A 21,416-nucleotide genomic window follows, 5' to 3' on the forward strand; every position below is an offset into this window, starting at 1 on the left:
ACTTATATATTTTATATGTTAGTAATATCTATTTCATCATCTATTAATAATTTAACTGTTGAATTTGTACCTTTACCTACATATTCTTTATATCCATTGCTAGTTGCTTTAACGTCCCATTCATTTAGATTTAATTGAACTTTATCTCCTTTATCTCCTTTTATTACAAGTTCTTTATCATTTAAATCTAAGATATCTTTAAAATCAACTTTTAATTTATCTGTTGTTTTTCCATTTTCCATGTCTATAATATCAGTTGTTTTTGTAATAACTTTAGATAAATCAATATCCTCTCCTGTTAATTTTTGGATATTTTCAGCTTTTCCTGTTACAACTTTTACTTCAGCTTCAATATCATATTTTACTTTATCACCATTATTATCACTAGCTTCAACATTAAATACTTTAATTTCTTCTGTAAATTTAGATGATTTGGCATAATATTTATAATCTCCTGTATCAAAGTCTACTGTTAATTTAATATTATTAGTACCAGAGATAATACCATCTTTAGGGAATGTATCTTTTGTATATTGTTTTCCTTCAAATGTTATAATATCAGCAGTAATTTTTTCATCTCCCCCAATAACATTATCCAGGAAATTTCCTTCAACTAATAGCTCTTGAACTGTATCTTCTAACGTTTTACTCAATTGTTCAGCATTACTAATAATTGTAACATCATTAGATACAGCATTTAAATGTGTATTTAATGCATTTGTTCCAATTCCAATAGCATATGACTTATCAATAGCTAATTCTTTAAACTGTTTTGATAACGTTGAATTTACACTATTAGCATTAGTATTTAGTATCCAGTTACCTTTAGCATCTTGTTTCATTCCATAATTTGGTTGCCCATCAGATACAAAATAAGAAACCGTTTTCCCTTCATTATATGGTACAGGTTTAATATTATTAATAATTTTTAATAATGCATCATCATAATTTGTCATATTTTTAGTAGAAATACTATTTATTAAATTTATAGCTGTTTTTGCATCAACCCAAGCACCTTTAATCTCTCCATAATCACTAAATGTAGTTAAGAATACTTTAACTTCTCCCAATTGAGTATATTTATTTACTAAATTAACCATTGCTGCTTTAGCAAGTGTTATTGGGTTTCCGGACATACTTCCAGAATTATCAATAGTTAATATTAAATTATATTTAAATGTATTCATTTTAGCTTGTTCAGATTCACTTAACGCATAAAGTGTTGCATCACTTTCTACTGCTTCTTTTGATTTATTCAAGCTACAAGGAGCTTCAGAACTTGCTGTTGCCGTAATTTTTAAATCTACATAATTTGTACCTGCTGGAACTATCATTTTTACATTACTATAATCAATTGCTTTAGAACCTGCTGGAATTTCAACCTCCCAAACACCATTTCCTAAATTTTTCATATTTGGTAAATCAAAACTTGCACCTTCTGGAACATTACTGATTTTTACACTTAATACTCCTGAATTATCTTTTAATGCTGCTCCAAAATTAACATTATAAACTTCTCCTGCTATAGTTCCATTATTGTCTACAACTACTTCATTATACTCTATAGAATTAACTAAATAATCATCATTTGCTCCATTTGCTGAAAATCTTATTTCATCAAATAATGAACCATTCGATGGCTTTAAGCTAAATGGTCCATCTATAGTATCTGTTAAACCTTTTTGTATTGCTGTTCCAACTAAAATTCCATTTTTATAGAATGAAATTTTTGCAGTTTCACTAGATGCTAACCAAGAAAACTTAACATTTACATCTGTAACTTTATTATCAAACTTAACTCTTATTTCTTCAGATTTACCATTTAAATACCCAATTTCATTACTATCACCTGAAGAAGCTCCTTTTACACCAAATCCTGATATATTTGATGAAGAAACTATTGACATTTCTCCTTTTGCACCATTTAAATCATAAGCTCCAATTGTATAACCTTTTGAAGTTATACTAGCATTTTGATAATTTATAGTTGATGTATTGACTACATCTATATTAGCTGTTGGTGTATATATTTCAGTTATAACAGAAACTTTTAATCCTACATCTAAAGATGTCATATCTCCATTATTATCACTTACATTTACTTTAAATCCTACATTTTCAACACTAAATTTAGATGATTTAGCATAATATTTATAGTCTCCTGTATTAAAATCAAATGTTAATTTAATTTTATTATCTCCTGTAATTACTCCATTTGCAGGGAAAGTATCTTTTGTATAAGTTTTACCATCTACAATTATACTGTCAATTTTTACTTTTGGATCTCCTCCAAAAATATTGTCGCTAACAGTCCCTTCATAGATTAATTCCTGTACTGTTCCTTCTAAAGCATCACTTAATTGATTAGCATTACTAATTATAGTTACATCGTTTGCAATATTTTTTAAATGAGTATTTAATTCATTAGTCCCAATACCTATAGCATATGATTTATCAATATCTAAATTTTTCCATTGATCAGATATTATTTTAGTAACTGACTCAGTGGCTGAACCATTTCCTGATATTACCCATTCTCCATTCGAATTTTTAACCATTTTATATGTTGGATTACCATCACTTACAAAATATGAGATAGTTTTTCCATCTAAAGGAGCCGGATTTTTACTTAATACATTAATATTTTTTAATATTGCATCGTCATAATTCGTTCCACCACCAGCTGTAATTTGATTTATTAGATTTATAGCTTCTGATGGATTTACCCATATTCCTTTAATTTCACCATATGAATTGAAAACGTTTAGTAGAACTTTAACTTCACCTAGATTACTATATTTATTTACTAAATTAACCATAGCAGCTTTTGCTAAAGTCATAGGAGTACCATTCATACTTCCAGAATTATCAAGAGTAATTACAAGATTGTACTTAAATGATTCCATACAAACTTGATTATTCTCTCCTACTCCATAAACTGTAGCATCACTTGATTCTGCTGTTTTAAAATTTTTACCATCAATATTATCATTTGTTTCTGTAGCAGTTGCTGTAATTTTTAAATTTACCCAATCTGTTCCTTTCGGTACATTATTCATAACTAAAGTGTCAGATATAGAAGTTACCCCTACTGGAACTTTTACATTCCATGAACCATCTGTGTTTTTTGTAACTTCATATTTTGTACTTGTTAATTCCGCACCATTTGGAACGTTACTAATTTTAACCGTTAAAATCTCACTTCCATCAGTATCTGTTAGTTCTGCATCAATTTTAACAGTGTATTCTCCTGAAGATAGTTTTACTGCATCAATGCTTGTCGTTGGAGTATCAGCAACCGCTGTAACAATAATTTCAGTTTTAGCTTCCACTGTAGCCCATTGTGTTCCATCATAAACTAAGAACTCAAAGTTTCCATCTTCATCTGTATTTGTATTTGGTTTAAATACTAATTTCCCATTGTCAATATCAACTCTATTTATCTCTTGTCCTGCTTTAACTACCGTACCATTCAATAATAATTGTCCATTAGTTGGTATTTCAACTATTTTAACTTTTGTTATTATTGTTAATGGTGTACCAAAGTCATTAATATTTATAATGTATGAAGTATCCTCTTTTGTTGAGAAGCTATCATCTGTTGTTAATTTATAATCATTATCAATAATATATCCAACTGCTGTTGAATTACCTACTGTTACACTTAAACTCTCTGTATCCTCTATTATTTTATCATCAATAGTTTTTACTGTTACTTCAAAGCTTGTTACTCCTGCTGGTACTGTTATTTTTCCTGTAGCTGGATCATATGTTACACCATTTGTAAACGATACATTATTAGTTGTAAAGTCTTTACCTGCTTCTGCTGTTCCATTATTTATTACAAAGTCATATGTTTGTGGGTTTACACTATCTGTTACTGTTACAGTAAATACTAAATCTTCACCCTCAACTGCTACTGCACCTTTTGTCCCTAGGCTTGGATCTTGTGGATCTAATGGTTTACTTGGATCTTGTGGATCTGTCGGTACTTGTGGATCTGGATCTTTTGGATCTTTTGGTACGATTACAGCCTCTGGTTTATCATTATCTAATATTGTTCCAGTTACTGTTTTATCTACATTCCCTACTTTTACAGTTAACGTATAATCTTCTGTGTTCTCTATTGTTTTATCATCATATGTTTTTACTTCTACTACAAAGTTTGTCTCACCTGCTGGTACTTTTACACTATATGTACCATCTGCATTTGGACTTACTGTTACTTTTGATCCATCTGCATATTTAATTACTATAGCTTGTGTCTCACTTGGATTTAGGAAATCTTTTCCTTTCTCTGCTGTTGCACCTGTTAGAGTAACTGTTACTGTTTGATCTTTTGAAGACTCTGTTAAACTTACTTTAAATTCAGCTGTTTCACCTTCAGTTACAGTTGCACCTTTTGAGTCTAAATCTTTTGGATCAGTTGGATCTTTTGGATCTGGATCTGGATCTACTGTTATATCTTCTTTATCATTATCAATAATATATCCAACTGCTGTTGAATTACCTACTGTTACACTTAAACTCTCTGTATCCTCTATTATTTTATCATCAATAGTTTTTACTGTTACTTCAAAGCTTGTTACTCCTGCTGGTACTGTTATTTTTCCTGTAGCTGGATCATATGTTACACCATTTGTAAACGATACATTATTAGTTGTAAAGTCTTTACCTGCTTCTGCTGTTCCATTATTTATTACAAAGTCATATGTTTGTGGGTTTACACTATCTGTTACTGTTACAGTAAATACTAAATCTTCACCCTCAACTGCTACTGCACCTTTTGTCCCTAGGCTTGGATCTTGTGGATCTAATGGTTTACTTGGATCTTGTGGATCTGTCGGTACTTGTGGATCTGGATCTTTTGGATCTTTTGGTACGATTACAGCCTCTGGTTTATCATTATCTAATATTGTTCCAGTTACTGTTTTATCTACATTCCCTACTTTTACAGTTAACGTATAATCTTCTGTGTTCTCTATTGTTTTATCATCATATGTTTTTACTTCTACTACAAAGTTTGTCTCACCTGCTGGTACTTTTACACTATATGTACCATCTGCATTTGGACTTACTGTTACTTTTGATCCATCTGCATATTTAATTACTATAGCTTGTGTCTCACTTGGATTTAGGAAATCTTTTCCTTTCTCTGCTGTTGCACCTGTTAGAGTAACTGTTACTGTTTGATCTTTTGAAGACTCTGTTAAACTTACTTTAAATTCAGCTGTTTCACCTTCAGTTACAGTTGCACCTTTTGAGTCTAAATCTTTTGGATCAGTTGGATCTTTTGGATCTGGATCTGGATCTACTGTTATATCTTCTTTATCATTATCAATAATATATCCAACTGCTGTTGAATTACCTACTGTTACACTTAAACTCTCTGTATCCTCTATTATTTTATCATCAATAGTTTTTACTGTTACTTCAAAGCTTGTTACTCCTGCTGGTACTGTTATTTTTCCTGTAGCTGGATCATATGTTACACCATTTGTAAACGATACATTATTAGTTGTAAAGTCTTTACCTGCTTCTGCTGTTCCATTATTTATTACAAAGTCATATGTTTGTGGGTTTACACTATCTGTTACTGTTACAGTAAATACTAAATCTTCACCCTCAACTGCTACTGCACCTTTTGTCCCTAGGCTTGGATCTTGTGGATCTAATGGTTTACTTGGATCTTGTGGATCTGTCGGTACTTGTGGATCTGGATCTTTTGGATCTTTTGGTACGATTACAGCCTCTGGTTTATCATTATCTAATATTGTTCCAGTTACTGTTTTATCTACATTCCCTACTTTTACAGTTAACGTATAATCTTCTGTGTTCTCTATTGTTTTATCATCATATGTTTTTACTTCTACTACAAAGTTTGTCTCACCTGCTGGTACTTTTACACTATATGTACCATCTGCATTTGGACTTACTGTTACTTTTGATCCATCTGCATATTTAATTACTATAGCTTGTGTCTCACTTGGATTTAGGAAATCTTTTCCTTTCTCTGCTGTTGCACCTGTTAGAGTAACTGTTACTGTTTGATCTTTTGAAGACTCTGTTAAACTTACTTTAAATTCAGCTGTTTCACCTTCAGTTACAGTTGCACCTTTTGAGTCTAAATCTTTTGGATCAGTTGGATCTTTTGGATCTGGATCTGGATCTACTGTTATATCTTCTTTATCATTATCAATAATATATCCAACTGCTGTTGAATTACCTACTGTTACACTTAAACTCTCTGTATCCTCTATTATTTTATCATCAATAGTTTTTACTGTTACTTCAAAGCTTGTTACTCCTGCTGGTACTGTTATTTTTCCTGTAGCTGGATCATATGTTACACCATTTGTAAACGATACATTATTAGTTGTAAAGTCTTTACCTGCTTCTGCTGTTCCATTATTTATTACAAAGTCATATGTTTGTGGGTTTACACTATCTGTTACTGTTACAGTAAATACTAAATCTTCACCCTCAACTGCTACTGCACCTTTTGTCCCTAGGCTTGGATCTTGTGGATCTAATGGTTTACTTGGATCTTGTGGATCTGTCGGTACTTGTGGATCTGGATCTTTTGGATCTTTTGGTACGATTACAGCCTCTGGTTTATCATTATCTAATATTGTTCCAGTTACTGTTTTATCTACATTCCCTACTTTTACAGTTAACGTATAATCTTCTGTGTTCTCTATTGTTTTATCATCATATGTTTTTACTTCTACTACAAAGTTTGTCTCACCTGCTGGTACTTTTACACTATATGTACCATCTGCATTTGGACTTACTGTTACTTTTGATCCATCTGCATATTTAATTACTATAGCTTGTGTCTCACTTGGATTTAGGAAATCTTTTCCTTTCTCTGCTGTTGCACCTGTTAGAGTAACTGTTACTGTTTGATCTTTTGAAGACTCTGTTAAACTTACTTTAAATTCAGCTGTTTCACCTTCAGTTACAGTTGCACCTTTTGAGTCTAAATCTTTTGGATCAGTTGGATCTTTTGGATCTGGATCTGGATCTACTGTTATATCTTCTTTATCATTATCAATAATATATCCAACTGCTGTTGAATTACCTACTGTTACACTTAAACTCTCTGTATCCTCTATTATTTTATCATCAATAGTTTTTACTGTTACTTCAAAGCTTGTTACTCCTGCTGGTACTGTTATTTTTCCTGTAGCTGGATCATATGTTACACCATTTGTAAACGATACATTATTAGTTGTAAAGTCTTTACCTGCTTCTGCTGTTCCATTATTTATTACAAAGTCATATGTTTGTGGGTTTACACTATCTGTTACTGTTACAGTAAATACTAAATCTTCACCCTCAACTGCTACTGCACCTTTTGTCCCTAGGCTTGGATCTTGTGGATCTAATGGTTTACTTGGATCTTGTGGATCTGTCGGTACTTGTGGATCTGGATCTTTTGGATCTTTTGGTACGATTACAGCCTCTGGTTTATCATTATCTAATATTGTTCCAGTTACTGTTTTATCTACATTCCCTACTTTTACAGTTAACGTATAATCTTCTGTGTTCTCTATTGTTTTATCATCATATGTTTTTACTTCTACTACAAAGTTTGTCTCACCTGCTGGTACTTTTACACTATATGTACCATCTGCATTTGGACTTACTGTTACTTTTGATCCATCTGCATATTTAATTACTATAGCTTGTGTCTCACTTGGATTTAGGAAATCTTTTCCTTTCTCTGCTGTTGCACCTGTTAGAGTAACTGTTACTGTTTGATCTTTTGAAGACTCTGTTAAACTTACTTTAAATTCAGCTGTTTCACCTTCAGTTACAGTTGCACCTTTTGAGTCTAAATCTTTTGGATCAGTTGGATCTTTTGGATCTGGATCTGGATCTACTGTTATATCTTCTTTATCATTATCAATAATATATCCAACTGCTGTTGAATTACCTACTGTTACACTTAAACTCTCTGTATCCTCTATTATTTTATCATCAATAGTTTTTACTGTTACTTCAAAGCTTGTTACTCCTGCTGGTACTGTTATTTTTCCTGTAGCTGGATCATATGTTACACCATTTGTAAACGATACATTATTAGTTGTAAAGTCTTTACCTGCTTCTGCTGTTCCATTATTTATTACAAAGTCATATGTTTGTGGGTTTACACTATCTGTTACTGTTACAGTAAATACTAAATCTTCACCCTCAACTGCTACTGCACCTTTTGTCCCTAGGCTTGGATCTTGTGGATCTAATGGTTTACTTGGATCTTGTGGATCTGTCGGTACTTGTGGATCTGGATCTTTTGGATCTTTTGGTACGATTACAGCCTCTGGTTTATCATTATCTAATATTGTTCCAGTTACTGTTTTATCTACATTCCCTACTTTTACAGTTAACGTATAATCTTCTGTGTTCTCTATTGTTTTATCATCATATGTTTTTACTTCTACTACAAAGTTTGTCTCACCTGCTGGTACTTTTACACTATATGTACCATCTGCATTTGGACTTACTGTTACTTTTGATCCATCTGCATATTTAATTACTATAGCTTGTGTCTCACTTGGATTTAGGAAATCTTTTCCTTTCTCTGCTGTTGCACCTGTTAGAGTAACTGTTACTGTTTGATCTTTTGAAGACTCTGTTAAACTTACTTTAAATTCAGCTGTTTCACCTTCAGTTACAGTTGCACCTTTTGAGTCTAAATCTTTTGGATCAGTTGGATCTTTTGGATCTGGATCTGGATCTACTGTTATATCTTCTTTATCATTATCAATAATATATCCAACTGCTGTTGAATTACCTACTGTTACACTTAAACTCTCTGTATCCTCTATTATTTTATCATCAATAGTTTTTACTGTTACTTCAAAGCTTGTTACTCCTGCTGGTACTGTTATTTTTCCTGTAGCTGGATCATATGTTACACCATTTGTAAACGATACATTATTAGTTGTAAAGTCTTTACCTGCTTCTGCTGTTCCATTATTTATTACAAAGTCATATGTTTGTGGGTTTACACTATCTGTTACTGTTACAGTAAATACTAAATCTTCACCCTCAACTGCTACTGCACCTTTTGTCCCTAGGCTTGGATCTTGTGGATCTAATGGTTTACTTGGATCTTGTGGATCTGTCGGTACTTGTGGATCTGGATCTTTTGGATCTTTTGGTACGATTACAGCCTCTGGTTTATCATTATCTAATATTGTTCCAGTTACTGTTTTATCTACATTCCCTACTTTTACAGTTAACGTATAATCTTCTGTGTTCTCTATTGTTTTATCATCATATGTTTTTACTTCTACTACAAAGTTTGTCTCACCTGCTGGTACTTTTACACTATATGTACCATCTGCATTTGGACTTACTGTTACTTTTGATCCATCTGCATATTTAATTACTATAGCTTGTGTCTCACTTGGATTTAGGAAATCTTTTCCTTTCTCTGCTGTTGCACCTGTTAGAGTAACTGTTACTGTTTGATCTTTTGAAGACTCTGTTAAACTTACTTTAAATTCAGCTGTTTCACCTTCAGTTACAGTTGCACCTTTTGAGTCTAAATCTTTTGGATCAGTTGGATCTTTTGGATCTGGATCTGGATCTACTGTTATATCTTCTTTATCATTATCAATAATATATCCAACTGCTGTTGAATTACCTACTGTTACACTTAAACTCTCTGTATCCTCTATTATTTTATCATCAATAGTTTTTACTGTTACTTCAAAGCTTGTTACTCCTGCTGGTACTGTTATTTTTCCTGTAGCTGGATCATATGTTACACCATTTGTAAACGATACATTATTAGTTGTAAAGTCTTTACCTGCTTCTGCTGTTCCATTATTTATTACAAAGTCATATGTTTGTGGGTTTACACTATCTGTTACTGTTACAGTAAATACTAAATCTTCACCCTCAACTGCTACTGCACCTTTTGTCCCTAGGCTTGGATCTTGTGGATCTAATGGTTTACTTGGATCTTGTGGATCTGTCGGTACTTGTGGATCTGGATCTTTTGGATCTTTTGGTACGATTACAGCCTCTGGTTTATCATTATCTAATATTGTTCCAGTTACTGTTTTATCTACATTCCCTACTTTTACAGTTAACGTATAATCTTCTGTGTTCTCTATTGTTTTATCATCATATGTTTTTACTTCTACTACAAAGTTTGTCTCACCTGCTGGTACTTTTACACTATATGTACCATCTGCATTTGGACTTACTGTTACTTTTGATCCATCTGCATATTTAATTACTATAGCTTGTGTCTCACTTGGATTTAGGAAATCTTTTCCTTTCTCTGCTGTTGCACCTGTTAGAGTAACTGTTACTGTTTGATCTTTTGAAGACTCTGTTAAACTTACTTTAAATTCAGCTGTTTCACCTTCAGTTACAGTTGCACCTTTTGAGTCTAAATCTTTTGGATCAGTTGGATCTTTTGGATCTGGATCTGGATCTACTGTTATATCTTCTTTATCATTATCAATAATATATCCAACTGCTGTTGAATTACCTACTGTTACACTTAAACTCTCTGTATCCTCTATTATTTTATCATCAATAGTTTTTACTGTTACTTCAAAGCTTGTTACTCCTGCTGGTACTGTTATTTTTCCTGTAGCTGGATCATATGTTACACCATTTGTAAACGATACATTATTAGTTGTAAAGTCTTTACCTGCTTCTGCTGTTCCATTATTTATTACAAAGTCATATGTTTGTGGGTTTACACTATCTGTTACTGTTACAGTAAATACTAAATCTTCACCCTCAACTGCTACTGCACCTTTTGTCCCTAGGCTTGGATCTTGTGGATCTAATGGTTTACTTGGATCTTGTGGATCTGTCGGTACTTGTGGATCTGGATCTTTTGGATCTTTTGGTACGATTACAGCCTCTGGTTTATCATTATCTAATATTGTTCCAGTTACTGTTTTATCTACATTCCCTACTTTTACAGTTAACGTATAATCTTCTGTGTTCTCTATTGTTTTATCATCATATGTTTTTACTTCTACTACAAAGTTTGTCTCACCTGCTGGTACTTTTACACTATATGTACCATCTGCATTTGGACTTACTGTTACTTTTGATCCATCTGCATATTTAATTACTATAGCTTGTGTCTCACTTGGATTTAGGAAATCTTTTCCTTTCTCTGCTGTTGCACCTGTTAGAGTAACTGTTACTGTTTGATCTTTTGAAGACTCTGTTAAACTTACTTTAAATTCAGCTGTTTCACCTTCAGTTACAGTTGCACCTTTTGAGTCTAAATCTTTTGGATCAGTTGGATCTTTTGGATCTGGATCTGGATCTACTGTTATATCTTCTTTATCATTATCAATAATATATCCAACTGCTGTTGAATTACCTACTGTTACACTTAAACTCTCTGTATCCTCTATTATTTTATCATCAATAGTTTTTACTGTTACTTCAAAGCTTGTTACTCCTGCTGGTACTGTTATTTTTCCTGTAGCTGGATCATATGTTACACCATTTGTAAACGATACATTATTAGTTGTAAAGTCTTTACCTGCTTCTGCTGTTCCATTATTTATTACAAAGTCATATGTTTGTGGGTTTACACTATCTGTTACTGTTACAGTAAATACTAAATCTTCACCCTCAACTGCTACTGCACCTTTTGTCCCTAGGCTTGGATCTTGTGGATCTAATGGTTTACTTGGATCTTGTGGATCTGTCGGTACTTGTGGATCTGGATCTTTTGGATCTTTTGGTACGATTACAGCCTCTGGTTTATCATTATCTAATATTGTTCCAGTTACTGTTTTATCTACATTCCCTACTTTTACAGTTAACGTATAATCTTCTGTGTTCTCTATTGTTTTATCATCATATGTTTTTACTTCTACTACAAAGTTTGTCTCACCTGCTGGTACTTTTACACTATATGTACCATCTGCATTTGGACTTACTGTTACTTTTGATCCATCTGCATATTTAATTACTATAGCTTGTGTCTCACTTGGATTTAGGAAATCTTTTCCTTTCTCTGCTGTTGCACCTGTTAGAGTAACTGTTACTGTTTGATCTTTTGAAGACTCTGTTAAACTTACTTTAAATTCAGCTGTTTCACCTTCAGTTACAGTTGCACCTTTTGAGTCTAAATCTTTTGGATCAGTTGGATCTTTTGGATCTGGATCTGGATCTACTGTTATATCTTCTTTATCATTATCAATAATATATCCAACTGCTGTTGAATTACCTACTGTTACACTTAAACTCTCTGTATCCTCTATTATTTTATCATCAATAGTTTTTACTGTTACTTCAAAGCTTGTTACTCCTGCTGGTACTGTTATTTTTCCTGTAGCTGGATCATATGTTACACCATTTGTAAACGATACATTATTAGTTGTAAAGTCTTTACCTGCTTCTGCTGTTCCATTATTTATTACAAAGTCATATGTTTGTGGGTTTACACTATCTGTTACTGTTACAGTAAATACTAAATCTTCACCCTCAACTGCTACTGCACCTTTTGTCCCTAGGCTTGGATCTTGTGGATCTAATGGTTTACTTGGATCTTGTGGATCTGTCGGTACTTGTGGATCTGGATCTTTTGGATCTTTTGGTACGATTACAGCCTCTGGTTTATCATTATCTAATATTGTTCCAGTTACTGTTTTATCTACATTCCCTACTTTTACAGTTAACGTATAATCTTCTGTGTTCTCTATTGTTTTATCATCATATGTTTTTACTTCTACTACAAAGTTTGTCTCACCTGCTGGTACTTTTACACTATATGTACCATCTGCATTTGGACTTACTGTTACTTTTGATCCATCTGCATATTTAATTACTATAGCTTGTGTCTCACTTGGATTTAGGAAATCTTTTCCTTTCTCTGCTGTTGCACCTGTTAGAGTAACTGTTACTGTTTGATCTTTTGAAGACTCTGTTAAACTTACTTTAAATTCAGCTGTTTCACCTTCAGTTACAGTTGCACCTTTTGAGTCTAAATCTTTTGGATCAGTTGGATCTTTTGGATCTGGATCTGGATCTACTGTTATATCTTCTTTATCATTATCAATAATATATCCAACTGCTGTTGAATTACCTACTGTTACACTTAAACTCTCTGTATCCTCTATTATTTTATCATCAATAGTTTTTACTGTTACTTCAAAGCTTGTTACTCCTGCTGGTACTGTTATTTTTCCTGTAGCTGGATCATATGTTACACCATTTGTAAACGATACATTATTAGTTGTAAAGTCTTTACCTGCTTCTGCTGTTCCATTATTTATTACAAAGTCATATGTTTGTGGGTTTACACTATCTGTTACTGTTACAGTAAATACTAAATCTTCACCCTCAACTGCTACTGCACCTTTTGTCCCTAGGCTTGGATCTTGTGGATCTAATGGTTTACTTGGATCTTGTGGATCTGTCGGTACTTGTGGATCTGGATCTTTTGGATCTTTTGGTACGATTACAGCCTCTGGTTTATCATTATCTAATATTGTTCCAGTTACTGTTTTATCTACATTCCCTACTTTTACAGTTAACGTATAATCTTCTGTGTTCTCTATTGTTTTATCATCATATGTTTTTACTTCTACTACAAAGTTTGTCTCACCTGCTGGTACTTTTACACTATATGTACCATCTGCATTTGGACTTACTGTTACTTTTGATCCATCTGCATATTTAATTACTATAGCTTGTGTCTCACTTGGATTTAGGAAATCTTTTCCTTTCTCTGCTGTTGCACCTGTTAGAGTAACTGTTACTGTTTGATCTTTTGAAGACTCTGTTAAACTTACTTTAAATTCAGCTGTTTCACCTTCAGTTACAGTTGCACCTTTTGAGTCTAAATCTTTTGGATCAGTTGGATCTTTTGGATCTGGATCTGGATCTACTGTTATATCTTCTTTATCATTATCAATAATATATCCAACTGCTGTTGAATTACCTACTGTTACACTTAAACTCTCTGTATCCTCTATTATTTTATCATCAATAGTTTTTACTGTTACTTCAAAGCTTGTTACTCCTGCTGGTACTGTTATTTTTCCTGTAGCTGGATCATATGTTACACCATTTGTAAACGATACATTATTAGTTGTAAAGTCTTTACCTGCTTCTGCTGTTCCATTATTTATTACAAAGTCATATGTTTGTGGGTTTACACTATCTGTTACTGTTACAGTAAATACTAAATCTTCACCCTCAACTGCTACTGCACCTTTTGTCCCTAGGCTTGGATCTTGTGGATCTAATGGTTTACTTGGATCTTGTGGATCTGTCGGTACTTGTGGATCTGGATCTTTTGGATCTTTTGGTACGATTACAGCCTCTGGTATGTTTTCAATCACCACGGGAGCAACTATTTCTCCTGTTTCAACAGGAAGAGATGAAATTCCTCTTTCTAAATTTATCCATCTATCAGTCTCTTGCAGTCCAAATAAAGAATCACTAAGGACATCTGATGAACCAACTTTTACTCCACTCGTTCTTGTTGTTCCTTGTCCCTCTCCTCCAGCTGCTGCTGCTTCTAAAGTTTCAACTAATGATTGAAAATCTGTCACTAAGGCTGTATTATTTGATGTCTTAACTCCATTAGTAATAAGAGACTCTAATCTATCTATAATTTCACTTCCATTAAATGCATTATTTTCAACTATAGATTTAACATCTTGGTCATTTAAGTCTTTATTAATAAGAACTAAAGTTGGATTTTCTATATCATCTTGATTTTCATTTAAAAATGGAACTATCCCATTTAAACTTACTTTTACACTTTTCCCATCAATTTTGAAAAGAAATTCTACAGACTTTTGATCATCTTTAAAATTCATTGAATAGCTAGAAAATCCATTTGAAAATATAAATTGCTGTCCCTTCTTAGCAACGATTTCTAAATCCTTAACAAGTTCAACTACTTTACTCGAACCATTTGCTTCTCTTATAGTCAATTTCATAATACTCTCCTTGAGATATTTATAATTATATTATGTATTTTATTTAAAAAAAGTCTCTAAAAAGTTTTTATTTGAATAATTTTATAAAAAAAGATAATTGCATAAACAATTATCTTTCATGAAGTGAATCTTGCTTAACTTTCAATATAGGTTTTAAGATAAAATCCATAATAGTTTTTTTACCTGTAACTATATCAACAGTAGCAACCATTCCAGGAATAATTGGAAGTTTTTTACCTTTTCTTTCTAAATAATTTTTGTCAGTTTTTACTAAAACTCTATAATAGCTTTTACCTTCTTTTGATTCTTTATCAATTATTGAATCTGCAGAAATCTCAATAATTTTACCTTCTAATCCTCCATAAATTGAAAAATCATACGCAGTAATCTTAATAATTGCTTTTTGGCTAGGATTTATAAACGCAATATCTTTAGGATCAATTTTTGCTTCAACAACTAAAGCATCACTTAAAGGAACTATTTCAATTAAATCAACTCCCGGCTGAATAACTCCTCCTATCGTATTAAAGTTTAACTGTTTTACAATTCCATCTACGGGAGATGTAATAGTTGTTTTATCAACTTTATCTTTATCCCCTACAAGCTTAGCTTCAAATCTATTTATCTGACTAACTGTTTTTTGTAATTCATTTGAAGCTTCACTTCTAAAAGTATTTAATCTTTCCTGAATTTTATTTCTAGCTTCTTGAATAGCAAAATTTGATCTAGTAATAGATAAATTTGCAGTCAATAAATCACCTTTTGTTTGGTTATATTCTTTTTCCATATCTAATAAATCAATATTTGATTTAATTTTTCTTTCAACTAATTGCTTTATAGTCTTTTTTTGTTCTTCAATGAAACCTAAATTATCTTTTAGTTTTTTAATTGTACTTTCAATCTCTTTTAATTCTTGAATTTTTTGACTCTCTTGAGTTGCTAAAACACTAATAGAAGATTTTAACTCTCTATATCGATTTTCATAAAGCATCTTTTCATTCAAATCATATCTCGATGGATCTTGTAAAATTTTTTCATCAAAAACCAATTCTTGCAATGGTTCATCAATATTTACTGTTGCCTCTTTTTCTAATCTAGCTTTAAGAGCTAATAAAGACAAATATTCTTGTCTACTCTCTTCTAATGTTGCTTGAAATCTTGTTGTATCAATTTTCATTAAAGGAGCATCAAATTTTACAATATCTCCTTCTTTTATAAATATTTCAGAAATAATTCCTCCATCTAAAGATTGAACCGTTTGTACTTTATCTGTAGGAATAACTTTTCCCCCACCTCTTGCTAATTCATCTATTTCCGCAAAAGTTGCCCAAATTAAAAATATAGCAAAAATACCAACAACAATTGTAAAAATAACTTTACTAACTAAACTAGCTTCTTCATTAGCATGAGAATAATTTGTATAAATAAAATCTAAATCCTCTTTTTCATTGTATTTATCATCACCTAAACCATAAATAGCTTTTATACTATTTTTAATTTTATAAAAGAATTCCCAACTTTTATTCTCTTTTTTCGGTAATTTTGGATTTTTAATAACTATTAGATGTTCGTTATTCTCAATAACATTAATATTACTATTTTCATTGTCTTTATTTAGATTTTCCATATTAATCCACTTTTACTGTAAATACTTCATCTTTTGGTCCATCAACTATTATTGAACCATTTTCCATAATTATAACTCTATCAACAAGTTGAAGAAGAGAAGTTTTATGAGTTACAACAATTAAAGTTTTATCTGTAACTATATTCTGAAGTCTATTTATAAATGCTTTTTCTGTTTGCCTATCCATAGAATTAGTTGGTTCATCTAAAATTATAATTCCTGGATCAGATATTAAAGCTCTTGCTAAAGTAATAGATTGTCTCTCTCCACCTGAAAGACCATCTCCTCTTTCTCCAACAAGTAAGTCATAACCTGCTTCATGCTTTCCTAAAAATTCATCAAGACCAGCAATTTTTGATACTCTTAAAATTTCTTCATCTGAAACATATTGTTCACCAATCGTAAGATTATCTTTTACAGTCCCCATAAATAAAAATGGTTCTTGAGGAACACTTCCCATAGCATGTCTTAAATCTACAGGATCTATTTGTCTAGTATCAAGACCATCTATTAACACTGAACCTTTTGTTGGTTGATATAAATTCATTATTAGCTTCAATAAAGTAGATTTTCCTGAACCAATTTTTCCTAAAATAGCAACTTTTTCACCCTGTTTTATTTTAAGATTTATATTTTTTAATGTTTGATGATTTTGATCTTTATATGAAAATTGAATATCTTTTAATTCAATATCACCTTTTAAGTTTGGTCTACTAATATATAATTTATCCTCTTTTTCAACAGGCATTCTCATAACTTCGTCAAGATTATTTAAAGACAACATTACTCTATCAAATTTTATAATCATACCAACAAGCTGTGCAATAGGAGCAATTACTCTTCCATTTAATATCATAGAAGCCACTATAGCTCCCATAGTAATTTCTCCTTCTTTCGCCAAATATACCCCAGCAGCAACAATTGCAATATTTGAGAATTGTGATAGAAAAGCAGTAAAATAAGTTATAGATTGAGATAGAAAATGACTCTTGTCTGAATAATGTGTAGTTTTATTTATAGAGTTTACCCAATGTGTTTTCATCCTATTTTGAGCTTTCACACTTTTTATAATTTCCAATCCAGAAACTGCTTCAATTAAAGTTGTCTGCTTTATTTGATCTTCTTTTACACTTTTTTCAATAATTTCTTTCAAAGGTTTTTGAAAATACCAAGATAAAAGTATCGAAATAACCGCTGTTGCAATCGAAATATAAGCTAATGGTCCACCAATAAAAAATATAACTGCTATAAAAATAATAACAAAAGGTAAATCTACAATAGCAGCAATTGTAGCACTTGTGAAAAATTCTCTAACACTTTCAAAAGATTGAATCCTACTTACAAATTGTCCTGTTGATGCAGGTTTTGCATCAAGTCTAATATTTAAAAGATGATTAAATATTTTATTTGACATAATCGTATCAGCTCTTTTACCTGCAATTCCAAGGAAATAACTTCTTAAAACTTTTAAAACTAAATCAAATAACATTACAATTGAAATACCAATGAATAATGCCCATAATGTTTCTATTGCATTATTAGGAAGAACTCTATCATAAACATTCATTGTAAATAAAGGAGTAGCTAAAATGAAAAGATTAATAAAAAGAGAAACTACAATTACCTGTTTGTAAATACCTGTATTTCTTTTTAAAGTTCCCCAAAACCAATCTTTTGGATTTTCAACTTTAACTTCTTTTTCTATTCTATTATTAAAATTATATTCTGGCTTAATAATAATTACTTCACCTGTATACTCAGATTCAAGCTTTTCCACAGTTATCTCTGTTTCTCCACTACTTAAACCTGGAATGATTACTTGAGCAACACCTTTTTTTAAATCATAATTTAATAAAACACAAGCTCTATTTTTATTCAATATTAAAACCGATGGTAAAGCTAATTTTGTAATATCTTTTAAATTTTCTCTACTTACTGCTCTTGTTGAAAAACCAATTCTTGAAGCAGCTTGATGAAACATAGAAACATTCATTGAAGTTTTATGAATAGGTAATCCATAAGTTAAAGATTCTGCAGATGTTTCCCTATTATGATATTTAGACAAAAAAAGTAGACAACCCAAAAGATCATCTACTTTTCTTCTATCCTTTAAATTTCCAAGTGTCTCACTGTCAAGTGATTTAGGATTTTTATTTTCCAATAATACCCTCTAATTATTTATGATATTTATCATAAAGTTTTTGATGTTTTGATATATTATCAATATATGGATTATGCGCTTTAATCGATGCTGGTAAACTATCCATTGCAGCATTTGCATCTTTTACTGATTTGAATATACCATATATAACCTTAGCACTTGCCATTTCTGGTCCAAAAGGATATGTGTATGTATTATTCTTATCTAAAGCATTCCTACTTACAAATCCATTTGCAGCATCTATACCTTCTGTTGTTGTTATATTAATTGTATAGTATCCAGATGGAGCTTCTTGAAATGTTGAAAAATTTTCAGATTTAATAATTTCTTGTTTAGGAACTACAGGTGCAGGCGTATAATGCATAGGTCTTTCAACAACTTGTTCTTGTTGCGGAACATCCCCTAATAAAGACTTTAATTCATCATTTGTTGTAATAGTATTTTGTGGCTCACCAAATAAATTACCTAATGCTGCTGAATTTGAACATCCATCATTATTTGGAGATAAAACAGTATCACTTAAAATTGAAAGAGAAGCTAGAATATCATAATAATTTCTATATAATTCATACTCTCTATTAATTAAACTTTTCTTTGCTTCATAAAGTACTGTTTGAGCATCTAAAATATCAACAAACGTTCTAGTCCCCGATTCAAACTCACTTTTATAAACCTCAACAATATTTTCATTAGATACTACATATTTTTTTAGAACATCGATTCTTTCTTTATTTTTTTGATATCTTTCAAAATTTACTTTAATTTCTTCAACTATTTTATTAGTAATTGCATCTAGCCTTTGTTTTTGTTCAGCTAAAAAAAGTGTTTCTTGCTCAGATATAGCTTTATCAGCTCCTCCATTAAATAAATTCCATGCTAAATTTATTCTTCCAAAAGCTTGATTCTCTCTACCATTTTCATTTAATGATAAATCATTATCCGTCAAAGCTTTCAATTCTAAATTAAAATTTGGTAAAAATTTAGAATCAGCTTGAGCAATTTTCTCTCTTTGAGCTTTTATTCTCTCTATTTGTTCTTTAATTTCATAATTATTTAAAACAGCTTTTTCTACTAAGTCTTGAAGATTGTTTGGAATATTTGATAAATCCATTTTTGGTCTACATTCATTTCCAGTAGGTTCTTCTCCAACAAATCTTTTGAAAGTTGTAATTCTCGAATGTTTTAAATCTTTTTCTTCAAGATACTTTTCTTTCATAAAATTAAGTTTTCCTTCTGTTTCATAAGTTTCTAAAACTTCTCCACTTATTGATTCTTTTTCTTTTGCTATTGTAAGATTATCTTCATTTGTTTGAATCATAGATTTTGTTAAATTTAACATTTCATCATATTGAACCAATCCAGTGTAAGCATTAATTGTTTCAGAAATAATATTTTGAATATTTTTTTCTGTTCTATAAGTATTTGCTAAATCGTTATGCTTTGCTTCTCTTACTTGCGCTGGAGTCAAATCACCATCATAAAGCATTTGATTTATAGCAATTCCTAAATTATAACCATCTTCTTGTTCTGAACCATTTACTGGAGAATTTGTATTATTAATTCTTTGTTCTTTATACTTTTTATCAGAGTTACTTTTCTCTAATCTACCATCAATATCCAATCTTGGTAAATACTTTGCCTCTCTTTCATCAATATACTTTTTAAAAGCTTCTTGGTTTTTTTTCTCAGCAATAACCTCAGGATTTGTTGAGAGAACCTTTTCTACGCTTTCTTTTAAGCTAGATGCCTGCAAGCTTACACTTGCAAATAGTGATAAGCAAATTAAACGCATTCCCTTGTGTTTCATTTAATACTCCATTTTCTCTTTAATAAAATAACATTTTTTATTATTGTATTTATATTTAACTTAACATATCTTTAATTATATTATTAATTTGCTTATAATTTATTAATTTATACTAAGCTTTATTATTATATTATAATTTAATTATTTACCAAGGGTTAGTTTTGAAAAATGCTGAGCATATAAAAATCTTAAACAGTTTAAATATCTTATACATAGAAGATGAAGAAAAAATAAAGGAAAATGTTAAATCAACACTAAAACTTTTTTGTGAAAATATATTTGATGCATCAAATATAAAAGAAGCAAATGGATTATTATATAAATATAGAATAGATATTATTATTTCAGATATAAATCTTCCAGATAAAAATGGTATAGAATTTATAAAAGAATTGAGAAGAATTGATAAAAAAATTCCTATTATAATATTAAGTGCTTATACAAATAAAGATTATTTACTTGAAGCGACAAAATTAAAACTTGCAGATTATCTTACAAAACCAATTGACTTTAAGTCTTTACATTCAGCACTTTATAAATGTGTAGATGAAATTTTAGAGAATTCAAGATATATAATCTCTTTCAATAATAATATTGAATTTAATGTATTACATAAAAAATTAATTTGTAAAGAAGATAACAAAGAAATTTTATTAACTTTTAAAGAATTAATGTTACTAGAATATTTAATAAAAAATTCAAACAGAATTCTGTCAGTTGAAGAATTAAAGAATTATATTTGGGGAAATGAGTACGAGGCAACTGAATCAGCTTTTAAGAATTTATTAAATAAACTTAGAAGTAAAATAGGTAAAGAGTCTATTTTAAATATTTCAGGTGTTGGTTATAGATTAAATTATTAAA

At 30.8% G+C, this 21,416-nt stretch carries 5 protein-coding genes; 1 reads left to right on the forward strand and 4 read right to left on the reverse strand.

All coding sequences use genetic code 11. The features are described 5' to 3' along the window. Positions 1–11: 11 nt before the first annotated feature. The 4 genes from ACBT_RS10320 to ACBT_RS10335 form a co-directional block, all read right to left on the reverse strand. Positions 12–14,957 carry a vWA domain-containing protein gene (locus ACBT_RS10320; protein ID WP_176325397.1) on the reverse strand — a complete coding sequence of 4,982 codons (14,946 nt, stop codon included), beginning with the start codon at positions 14,955–14,957 and terminating at the stop codon, positions 12–14. A gap of 109 nt (positions 14,958–15,066) precedes the next feature. Then, a complete protein-coding gene (locus ACBT_RS10325; protein WP_024774376.1) occupies positions 15,067–16,584 on the reverse strand; it encodes an HlyD family type I secretion periplasmic adaptor subunit in 1,518 nt (505 codons plus the stop codon). 1 nt (position 16,585) lies between these two features. Beyond that, positions 16,586–18,745 carry a type I secretion system permease/ATPase gene (locus ACBT_RS10330; protein WP_024774377.1) on the reverse strand — a complete coding sequence of 720 codons (2,160 nt, stop codon included), beginning with the start codon at positions 18,743–18,745 and terminating at the stop codon, positions 16,586–16,588. A gap of 13 nt (positions 18,746–18,758) precedes the next feature. After that, a complete protein-coding gene (locus ACBT_RS10335) occupies positions 18,759–20,552 on the reverse strand; it encodes a TolC family protein (RefSeq protein WP_024774378.1) in 1,794 nt (597 codons plus the stop codon). A gap of 161 nt (positions 20,553–20,713) precedes the next feature. Between ACBT_RS10335 and ACBT_RS10340 the strand changes: the two genes are divergently transcribed. Further along, the gene (locus ACBT_RS10340; protein ID WP_024774379.1) at positions 20,714–21,415 is read left to right on the forward strand and encodes a response regulator transcription factor; all 702 of its coding nucleotides are present in this window, start codon (positions 20,714–20,716) and stop codon (positions 21,413–21,415) included. Position 21,416 lies beyond the last annotated feature (1 nt).

This window comes from Aliarcobacter cibarius (genome assembly GCF_013372265.1).
GTDB classification, from domain to species: Bacteria; Campylobacterota; Campylobacteria; order Campylobacterales; family Arcobacteraceae; genus Aliarcobacter; species Aliarcobacter cibarius.

What these genes read in the sequence shown, in the direction of transcription:
- ACBT_RS10320 (WP_176325397.1), bottom strand. Translation starts at nt 14,957, where the DNA reads ATGAAATTGACTATAAGAGAAGCAAATGGTTCGAGTAAAGTAGTTGAA.
- ACBT_RS10335 (WP_024774378.1), bottom strand. Translation starts at nt 20,552, where the DNA reads ATGAAACACAAGGGAATGCGTTTAATTTGCTTATCACTATTTGCAAGT.
- ACBT_RS10325 (WP_024774376.1), bottom strand. Translation starts at nt 16,584, where the DNA reads ATGGAAAATCTAAATAAAGACAATGAAAATAGTAATATTAATGTTATT.